This is a genomic window from Methanospirillum hungatei (assembly GCF_020216685.1).
GTDB lineage: Archaea > Halobacteriota > Methanomicrobia > Methanomicrobiales > Methanospirillaceae > Methanospirillum > Methanospirillum hungatei_B.
Map to the genome: position 1 here is coordinate 1 of NZ_JAIWNS010000106.1, position 10,157 is coordinate 10,157.

Genomic DNA, 10,157 nt, shown 5'->3' on the forward strand with positions numbered 1-10,157 from the left:
AGAGATTCTGAAGATCGGGATGGACCTGAACGTTCCGTACGAGGATACCTGGTCCTGTTATGCAGAGAACGAGGTTGCGTGCGGGATATGTGGATCATGCCATTTCAGACTGGAAGCTTTCAGACAACTCGGGATACAGGATCCCATCCCCTACCGGTAAATTATGGAGATATATCGCGGACGCAGGCTCTGGGTTGAAAAGCGGGGATTTCAGCTCCCGGATGGGCGTGAGAAGGAGGCGATTGTCGTCCATCCCGGTGATGCAGTCGTCATACTCCCCCATGACGGAGATGAAATTTTATTTATCAGGCAATGGAGGGCTCCCATTGGCACCTATATGTATGAAGCGCCTGCCGGGACCATGGAAGAAGGTGAAGATCCGATAGAGACAGCAAAACGGGAACTTATCGAAGAGACCGGTATGGCTGCAGGGTCCATGCATGCCTTAGGATATATCTATACAACACCAGGCTTTACCGATGAGCGACTCTGGCTCTTTGAGGCAACAGATCTGGTCCCGTCCAGGGAATACTCCCCTGATGATGATGAAGTCATTGAGCCGGTGCGGTTTACTGCACCACAGATAACAGAGATGATCCGGACCGGTGAGATCGTGGATGCAAAGACCATCTGCATCTTTTACCGGTGGATATGCGGGCGTTCTGATGAATAATATCGATCTTTTACTGGCCCTGATTCTCGCCATATCTCTCCTGAGTACAGGCTGCATGGATGCAGGCAATGAAGATACCGTGAATGCATCATGGAATCTCTCTCCAGATGGCAGCATCGGATTCTCAGTTCCGGAGTGTGCGGTAAAAGAACGGATCCTTGAAGAAGAGAGGAACCTGACCAGTACAGACCTGATATTCAAGGGGTTTGCCGGGGATGTACATGCCATCCTAATCAGTCCAAAAAACCCGGCTGCATTTCTAATCTGGGCTCCGGGTGCAAATAATCCCGCTGCCGGCTATGCTGAATACATGCACTATTACCCCGAGCATGGAATTGGGGTGCTTATCATGGATGTCAGAGGAAATGGTGGTGCAACCCCCGGATACCCGATGAATATTGAAAAAGATGCCGGACTCTTTATGCAGGGGGCCTGGCCGGAGTTTTACCTGATAGCGGTTGATATGATCGCCGGAAGGGAGTATCTTCAAAAAATGTATCCGGATATTCCGATCTATGCGGTGGGAGATTCAAATGGTGGGCGGTATGCCGCACTCGCCGCAGCTTCTGATCCGGATTTTGCCGGATATATCGGGATCTCCACATCCGGTTTTCACCACATGGGAGAGGAGTACACATCTCCCGTCAGGGAATTTCTCCTGAGTATCGACCCTGATGTCCAGGTTGCCAGGATAGTTCCAAGGCCAGTCGTTCTGTTTCATGCCCCTGATGACCCGGTCATTCCTTTTACCGAAGGAGAGACCCTGGCAGCTTCAGCCGGAAAAGAGGCAATGTTCATCCCCTTCAACGGGACTCATGGAGTAAACAGAGAGGTTGATGACAGGATCATTACCCTCGTTTTGCCTTCATGAAGTTTTGCAGGGGCAACGGTGAACCTTAAGTCAGCCTCAGATCAATATATACCAGCTTATACTGTAGGATTGTCTCATGAGCGAAGCGGTTGAACTGGACGAAGCAAGACGGAAATATGAATTTAAAAAGATGCTTGAGCGTCTGGAGGCAAAGGAAGGGAGTGGAACCGAACTTATTTCTCTGTATATTCCTCCTGACAAACAGATCTTTGATGTAACCGCCCAGCTCAGGGATGAGTTTGGCCAGTGTGCGAACATCAAGTCCAAGCAGACACGGACCAATGTGCAGAGTGCTATCTCAAGCATTCTTTCCAGGCTTAAATATTATTCGAAGCCCCCGGAGAATGGAATAGCAGTCTTTTGTGGTACCGTTAATAAACACGGGGACCGGCAGGATCTTGAGTGTGATATTGTAAATCCACCTGAACCCCTCAACCTCTACCTGTACCGGTGCAGTTCCCGGTTTGAACTGGAACCACTCCGGGAAATGCTTGAGGAGAAGTATGTGTATGGCTTGTTGGTACTTGACAGGCGTGAGGCATACTGGGGATTTTTACGGGGAAACCGGATTGACCCCGTTGGTGGGACCACATCCACCGTGCCTGGAAAACAGCGGAAAGGTGGTCAGTCAAGTATCCGTTTTGAGCGTCTCCGTCTCATCGCGATAAATGAATTTTACAAGAAGGTCGGTGAGCGTGCAAGCGAGATATTCCTCAATGAGAAAGACTTTTTTAACCGGTTCAAAGGGCTCCTGATAGGCGGGCCCTCTCCGACAAAGGAAGAGTTTGAAGAGGGGAATTATCTGCATCATGAAGTCCAGAAGCGGATCATCGGACTATTTGATGTAGCGTATACCAATGAGAGCGGCCTTCCGGAACTTGTCGAAGCGGCAGAAGATGCGCTGAAAGGTCAGGAAGTCATTGAAGAGAAACACCTCATGGACAGGTTCTTTAAGGAACTTGTCAAAGACAATGGTCTTGCTGCGTATGGAGAACAGTCAATCAGGGCAAATCTTGAGATTGGTGCAGTAGACACCCTGCTGCTTTCAGATAAACTGAGAAAAAGCCGGCTCTCGATAAAATGTGACGCTTGTGGATACACTGAAGAGAAGACCGTCCTTATCACTCCTGGCGAAAACCCAGAGGATATCGAACTTGGCTCCTGTCCGAAATGTACCTCTCCGCTGGTGCTTGCTGACTCATCAGATATTGTTGATGAACTGACCTATCTTGCCGACCAGTCAAACAGCAAGGTGGCAATTATCTCTGACGATTTCGAAGAGGGATCACAGTTATTTACGGCATTTGGTGGTATTGCCGCAATTCTCAGATACAGGACAGGATACTGATGTACCTTACAACATGTGATGCAATTGCTGCAATACTCAGGCAGCATACAGGAAAAGAAGATGTGATGCTGACAGACGGCGGAGATCATGCCGATGTCGCCTCAACCATTGCATTTTCTCTGGCAAAAGAACTCAGAAAAGCTCCAGCCATAATCGCCCAGGATATTGCCGGGGCAATCTGTGATAAAGTAATGGCGGAGACCGGAGCAGAGACCAGGGCTGTCGGCCCTTATGTTAATTTCATCTTCGGAGCAGAATACTGCTCAAAAGTGCTGGAGCAGGCTGTACGCGAGGGGTATGGAAAGGGTACGGAGAAATCCGAGCGGGTGGTTCTGGAGCACACATCTGCAAACCCGAACGGCCCTCTTCATGTCGGGCATATCAGAAACACCATCATCGGCGACACGCTGGCCAGATGCTTTAGAAAGGCCGGTTATCCACTTGAAGTCCAGTACTATGTCAATGACATGGGCAGACAGATAGCAATCGTTGCCTGGGGAATTGCTACCCAGGGGGCAGATATCCATGCCGAAGGAAAAGGCGACCATCTGATAGCCGATGTATATATCGAAGCAAACCGCCATCTTGAAAAAGACCCTGCTCTCAATGCAGAGATCGACCGGCTTATGCAGCTGGTTGAATCTGGCGATCCTGATACTATCAGCCAGTTCAAGATCCCGGTAAAACGCTGTCTGGACGGATTTAAAGATACCCTTGCCGCCATGCACGTGAAACATGACCGGTTTATCTATGAAAGTGACTTCATCCGGAATGGCGATACAGCAAAGGTCCTCTCCCGGATCTCCCACCTCCCTGAAGCACGGATTGAGGAGACCCTCTCTCTTGACCTCTCCGCATATGGGTTTGAGAAGAATTACATCCTGAGACGTTCTGACGGGACCAGTGTGTATGCCGCGCGTGACATTGCCTTCCACATCTGGAAGGGCCATAACTTTGACCGGGTCATCGATGTCCTGGGTGCTGATCACAAACTTATCGGGACTCAGCTGCAGGCTACCCTTGGGATTCTGGGTGAACGGGTGCCGGAGATAGTCTTCTTCGAGTTTGTTTCTCTTCCTGAAGGATCGATGAGTACCCGGAAAGGAAAATTCATCTCTGCCGATGAACTGATTGCAGAGACGGAACGGCGGGCAATGGAAGAGGTTACCGCACGAAGATCAGAACTCTCCGAAGAGGAACGCAAAAAGATCGCCCACTCTGTTGCAATATCAGCCATCCGGTACGATATCATCCGGACCATACCAGAAAAGAGCACGGTGTTTGACTGGAAAGAGGCCCTTGACTTTGAAAAACAGAGCGGGCCATATATCCAGTATGCCCATGCCCGTGCCTGCAGCATTCTTGAAAAGGCAGAATCATATACACCCTGTTTTGAGGCAGAAGGAGAAGGAGAGATTGCACTCACCAAGCAGATAGCCCTGTTCCCAAAAGTCATTACTGATGTTGTCACTGAGTTGAAACCTCATCTTCTTGCGATATATGCCCGTGAACTTGCCGATATTTTCAACTCATTTTATCATGCTGAGCCGGTGCTCAGGGCAGAAGGAAAGATCAGGGACCGGCGGCTGACTCTTGTTGATGCAACGAGAAATACGCTCAAGGAAGCATTGGAAACGTTGGGAATTGATGCACTCCGTGCAATGTGACCAGTCAAAGAAGGCGCTCCGGGGGATGGGATACCAGTTCTTCCATCCTGATTCTTCTGCTGCCCTCAAACCCTGCCTGTGGTGCAAACGATCCCTCTCCGGCGGGGATCAGTGTTATAAGAACCAGTTTTACGGCATTACCAGTCACCGGTGTGTGCAGCTGACCCCGACCCTCCGGTGCAATCATACCTGTCTCTTCTGCTGGCGCTCATTTGAACATGAGTATACCGGTGAAAAAGACCTCCTGCCACAGGAGATCGTATCCCGTATTCCGTTTCTCCAGAAAAAAGCACTGGGAGGATATAAGGTCTCACCAAAGGTTACCAAAGAGAAATGGGAGGAGGCATTACAGCCTGACCAGTATGCCATCTCTCTTGCAGGAGAGCCAACCCTCTATCCACACCTGCCTGAACTGATTGATCTGCTTAATCAGACAGGAGGCACAACATTTCTCGTATCAAACGGCACGATGCCGGATGTATTGAAACGGTGCCATCCGTATCAGAAGTACATCTCCCTCACCGCCCCTGACCGTGAGACCTATCTCCGGATTGCACGACCGCGGGAGGACTACTGGGACCGGGTTCTGGAGAGTATCTCTGATCTCGGACATGAGACCGATGCGGGATACCGGACTGCCATCCGTGTCACCCTTGTCAGGGGGATCAATGACCAGGATCCGGAGGGGTATGCACGGATCATTGAGGAGAGCGGTGCACAATTTGTTGAAGTGAAGGCGTACATGCATGTCGGATACAGCCAGCGACGGCTTACTATCACGCATATGCCCCTTCATGACGAGATTGAACAGTTTACAAAGAGAATGCTTCCACATCTTTCATACAGAGTCCTCGGTGAAAACACGTTGTCGCGGGTTATCTGTCTGGAGCGAGATTCATGATATTTGACACAGAAGAGTTTAAAAAACGAGGAAAGGAGGATTTTGAATCAGCATGGCATGCAGGGCCGTCTGTTCTTACCCCCCCGACGACTGATCTGATATATCCCCGTCTTACGTATCCACGGGCACAGGCCCACCCGGTTTTTGAGACCATTCATCGGCTAAGGCAGGCATACCTCGCCATCGGGTTTCAGGAGGTGGAAAATCCGATCATCGTTGATGAACAGGAAGTCTACAGGCAGTTCGGCCCTGAGGCAATGGCGGTTCTGGACCGGGTCTTTTACCTGGGCGGACTCCCCCGTCCGAATGTCGGAATCGGGAAGGAACAGATCCAGAAGATAAACACAATTCTTGGGCGTGATCTTTCAGAGGAAGAGGAGGAATCACTCCGAAAGACCCTTCATGCATATAAAAAATCAGAGATCGACGGCGATGAACTGGCCTATGAACTCTCCGGAGTGCTCCATACCGATGATGCCCGGGTCGTTGAGATTCTGGACCGGGTGTTTCCGGAATTCCGTGCATTAAAACCGGAGTCATCCAGGCAGACGCTCAGGTCCCATATGACGAGCGGATGGTTTCAGACCCTTGGTGCTATCTGGGAGAAAGTTCCCCACCCGATACGACTCTTTTCAATCGACCGGTGCTTCAGGCGGGAACAGGCAGAAGACTCCCATCGTCTCATGAGTTATCATTCCGCATCGTGTGTGGTTGCCGGTGAGTATGTGACCATCGAGGATGGAAAAGCAGTTGCACGGGCACTTCTGTCAGCATTCGGGTATACTGACTTTGAGTTCAGGCCTGATGACAAGCGGTCGAAGTACTACATGCCAGATACCCAGACCGAAGTGTATGCCGCACATCCTGATCATGGATGGGTTGAGGTAGCAACCTTTGGTATTTACTCTCCGGTGGCCCTGGCAGAGTACGGGGTAGGGATTCCGGTCATGAACCTGGGACTTGGGGTAGAGCGAATGGCAATGATCATGAACAAGGCAAAGGATGTTCGTGAACTCTGCTTCCCCCAGTTCTTCCCCATCAGGTATACCGATACTGAACTTGCAGCAGGTGTATCATTACTCGCAGAACCTGCTACAACCCCTGGAAAGAATCTTGTCAGATCCCTGATTGATACCGCAGTTACAAACAGCACTGCAATCGGTCCCTGTTCATTTGTTGCATTTGAGGGGGAAATTGCCGGAAAACAGGTCAGAGTATATGTCGAGGAGCCGGAGGAGAACGCAAAACTTCTCGGACCTGCATGCATGAATGAGATCTTTGTCCATAAGGGCGCAATCCTTGGTGTCCCGGACACAGAAAAGTTTGCAGAGATCAGAAAGAACGGCATTTCAACAGGAATTTCATACCTCTTCGCTGCCGCATCACAAGCTGCTGCAGAGATAGAGCAGGCAGCACATTTCGGTATCCCGACAACGGTTCAGATAAAAATGGCACGGCTTCCGGGTGATATCAACCTGAAGATTGAGCCCTGGGCCATGCGATATATTACCGATAATAATCTCAAGACAGATGTGAGAGGTCCGGTATTTCTGACTATCAGATCAGAAATACTTCCTTCTCCAGAAGGATAGAGAAACCCGATAACCATATTTTTTTAAAAATATCAGGATAATTATACCAATTTAAAGATATTTTTCCATTTGATTTTATTATCCGTATCTGACTCGGAGTAAAGAGTTCTTCCACAATACTTATCTCTCCTGTGCACAATATTCAAACACTCAGGACACTTACGTACTCCTGATCGAAACATCGGGAAAATATGCTTCTTTAGGGGATGAAATGATGGATGGGATTCGAATAATCAGGCCGGCGGCAATGCTGGCTGTTCTGCTCTGTCTGTTGATGATGACGGCAGGGGCAGTACCGCCGTTACCTGCCGAATTTTATGGTAAAGTAACGGTTGACGGAACACCCGCTTCAATTGGCACTGCGCTGGTCGCAAAGATCAATGATCAGGTACGAGGAAAACTTGCTCTTTCAACTGCCGGAACATATGGTGGGACCGGCATCTTTGATGATAAACTCGTTGTTGCTGCAACAGAAGATGATGTGAAATCCGGCACGGCAACCATATCCTTTTATGTTGGGGATAAGAAGGCAGACCAGACCGTTCCATTTGAACCAGGTGTTGCCAAAGAACTGGATCTGACGGTTGGCAATTTCGGAGCTGACTTTACGGCAAACCCGACATCAGGAGCGGCACCACTGACCGTTCAGTTTACTGATACGTCCACGACCGAGTGGTCGGTATGGACCTGGGACTTTGGGGACGGAGGAAGTTCGGTCATTAAAAACCCAAGTCATGTGTATGAGACTCCGGGGACCTATACCGTTAAGATGACCGTAGGCTCCATGAGCGGTACCTACACCGTCACGAAGGACAATTACATCACGGTTACCCAGTCAGGAGGAATTGTTGCCGACTTTACTGCAACACCGACCACAGGAACAGCCCCACTGACGGTCCAGTTCACCGACACCTCGACCGGAAGCCCGACCATGTGGGCATGGGACTTTGGGGATGGAACCACGGAAGGAATGCTTGCAAATCCCTCACACACATACCAGAACGCCGGAACATACACCGTAAAACTGACCGCAAGTTCAGCAACAGGGGGTTCCAGCACCAAGATAAAAGAGGGATACATTACTGTAACCCAGTCAGGTGGCATTGTTGCAAACTTTACCGCAACACCAACATCAGGGACTGCTCCACTCACCGTCCAGTTTACCGACACCTCAACCGGCGGGCCGACCATGTGGTCTTGGGACTTTGGGGACGGAACCACGGAAGGAATGCTTGCAAATCCCTCACATACATACCAGAACGCCGGAACATATACCGTAAAACTGACCGCAAGTTCAGCAACAGGAGGTTCCAGTACCAAGATTCGGGAAGGATATATCACCGTCAGCTCTTCCGGGTCCGGACCCACGGCAGCCTTTACCGTTGACAAGCGGAGCGGGCCAAAACCCCTGACCGTTCAGTTCACTGATCAGTCCACCGGCGGGCCGACCATGTGGGCATGGGACTTTGGAGATGGCGGAACCTCGATGGTTGCATCACCTTCATACACCTACCAGGAAGCAGGAGTGTATACCGTCAGTCTCACAGCCTCCAACACGGCAGGATCTGATACCAAGACCGAAAAAGACTATATCTCTGTGACCGGAGACATCCCGCCACCGGTAGCAATGTTTGAAGCAACACCACTCTCCGGCTCTGCTCCACTGACGGTCCAGTTTACTGACCTCTCAATCGGACCGCCGACTTCCTATGCATGGGACTTTGGAGATGGCGGAACTTCAACCGAGGCAAATCCAAGCCATGTATATTCCGCTGGTGGCACATACACCGTCAAACTCACGGTAAAGAATAGTGGCGGGTCTCACACCATGACCCGTGAGAACTACATCTCTGTTGGTGGATCAGGAATCGTTGCAGACTTCTCTGGAACACCGACGTCCGGGACCGTCCCACTCACCGTCCAGTTCACCGACCTCTCAACAGGAGGGCCGACCATGTGGGCATGGGACTTTGGAGATGGCGGAACCTCGATGGTTGCATCACCTTCATACACCTACCAGAACCCAGGAACCTATACGGTCAAACTTACCGCATCATCACAGACCGGTGGAACAAGTACCAAGGTCAGAGAGGGATACATCACGGTCTCCCCATCCGGTGGAATCATTGCAGACTTTGTTGGAACCCCGACGAGTGGAAATGCACCTCTGACAGTCCAGTTCAGTGACCGATCCCAGGGTGGGCCGACCATGTGGTCATGGGTCTTTGGAGACGGTGGAACCGCACTGGTTGCAAATCCGGTACATGTCTATCAGCAGCCTGGCAAGTACACCGTCAGCCTTACGGCAAGCAACCAGGCATCATCCAACACTGCAGTAAAGGCAGATTATGTCACGGTCTCATCAGGGCCGGTTGGTTCTGGGTCAATCAGAATAATTTACGCACCTGATCGGTCGTCTGTGTATCTTGATAATGCCCTGAAAGGTGAGACAAAATTCCTGCAGACGTTCAGAATTGAGAATCTACCGGCAGGAACCTACCAACTGAAAATTACCAAGCCAGGATTTTCAGATTACTATGTGAACGTTCCGGTAACTTCAGGCAGGGCAACTGAGGTCGTTGCAGATATGAGACTGCAGCCAAGCCAGAATGGTATCCTGAGCGTATACACCTATCCGGCCGGATCAACGGTGTATGTTGATGGCGTGGAGGCAGGAACCGGTCCGCTCTGGCTTGCCGACGTAACTCCGGGTGTACATCAGATACGGGTCTCCTCTGCAGGGTATCTTGACTGGAACCAGGCTATTGATGTGAAAGGTGGTGGAAGTGTGAACTATGTGACTGCTGCTCTCTATCCGTCATGGTGGACACCCATCTATGGATATGTGATGATCTCATCAATGCCAGGAAACGGAGTTGCATACCTAGACGGGGTGGCTCAGGGGAAGACTCCGGTTACCCTGTCACAGGTTTCTCCAGGGCAGCATACCATCAGAATCGAACTGCCCGGATATCAGCCCTGGGAACAGGTTGTGAATGTAATGGAAGGAAGAACGTCCTACGTCCTTGCCCAGATGACCACCGGTGGCAGCAGTGGAACGACCCCGGTGATTGTTGCATCCGCAGGGAATACGACCAATTAATC

Annotated in this window: 8 protein-coding genes; all 8 read left to right on the top strand. The window is 50.5% G+C overall.

All coding sequences use genetic code 11. From position 1 onward, the window contains the following. The coding region (locus LDL35_RS06300; RefSeq protein WP_304020554.1) for a 7-cyano-7-deazaguanine synthase at positions 1 to 160 on the top strand (160 nt) is incomplete at its 5' end. Positions 161 to 163: 3 nt separating this feature from the next. Next, positions 164 to 673, top strand: coding sequence for an NUDIX hydrolase (locus LDL35_RS06305; RefSeq protein WP_304020540.1), 510 nt, complete (start codon positions 164 to 166; stop codon positions 671 to 673). Continuing rightward, positions 618 to 1,544 carry a S9 family peptidase gene (locus tag LDL35_RS06310; RefSeq protein ID WP_304020542.1) on the top strand — a complete coding sequence of 309 codons (927 nt, stop codon included), beginning with the start codon at positions 618 to 620 and terminating at the stop codon, positions 1,542 to 1,544. Before LDL35_RS06305 ends, LDL35_RS06310 begins: the two co-directional genes overlap by 56 nt. Positions 1,545 to 1,620: 76 nt before the next feature. Beyond that, positions 1,621 to 2,892 (top strand): peptide chain release factor aRF-1, encoded by a 1,272-nt coding sequence (gene prf1 / locus LDL35_RS06315; RefSeq protein WP_304020544.1) that lies wholly within the window; start codon positions 1,621 to 1,623, stop codon positions 2,890 to 2,892. Further along, positions 2,892 to 4,559, top strand: coding sequence for an arginine--tRNA ligase (argS, locus tag LDL35_RS06320; protein ID WP_304020545.1), 1,668 nt, complete (start codon positions 2,892 to 2,894; stop codon positions 4,557 to 4,559). The genes prf1 and argS overlap by 1 nt, the downstream gene beginning before the upstream one ends. Continuing rightward, a complete protein-coding gene (twy1, locus tag LDL35_RS06325) occupies positions 4,540 to 5,460 on the top strand; it encodes a 4-demethylwyosine synthase TYW1 (protein ID WP_304020548.1) in 921 nt (306 codons plus the stop codon). Before argS ends, twy1 begins: the two co-directional genes overlap by 20 nt. Next, positions 5,457 to 7,052: an O-phosphoserine--tRNA ligase gene (gene sepS / locus LDL35_RS06330; protein WP_304020551.1), complete on the top strand. Its 1,596-nt coding sequence runs from the start codon at positions 5,457 to 5,459 to the stop codon at positions 7,050 to 7,052. Before twy1 ends, sepS begins: the two co-directional genes overlap by 4 nt. A 211-nt stretch (positions 7,053 to 7,263) precedes the next feature. Then, positions 7,264 to 10,155 (top strand): PKD domain-containing protein, encoded by a 2,892-nt coding sequence (locus LDL35_RS06335; RefSeq protein ID WP_304020552.1) that lies wholly within the window; start codon positions 7,264 to 7,266, stop codon positions 10,153 to 10,155. Positions 10,156 to 10,157 lie beyond the last annotated feature (2 nt).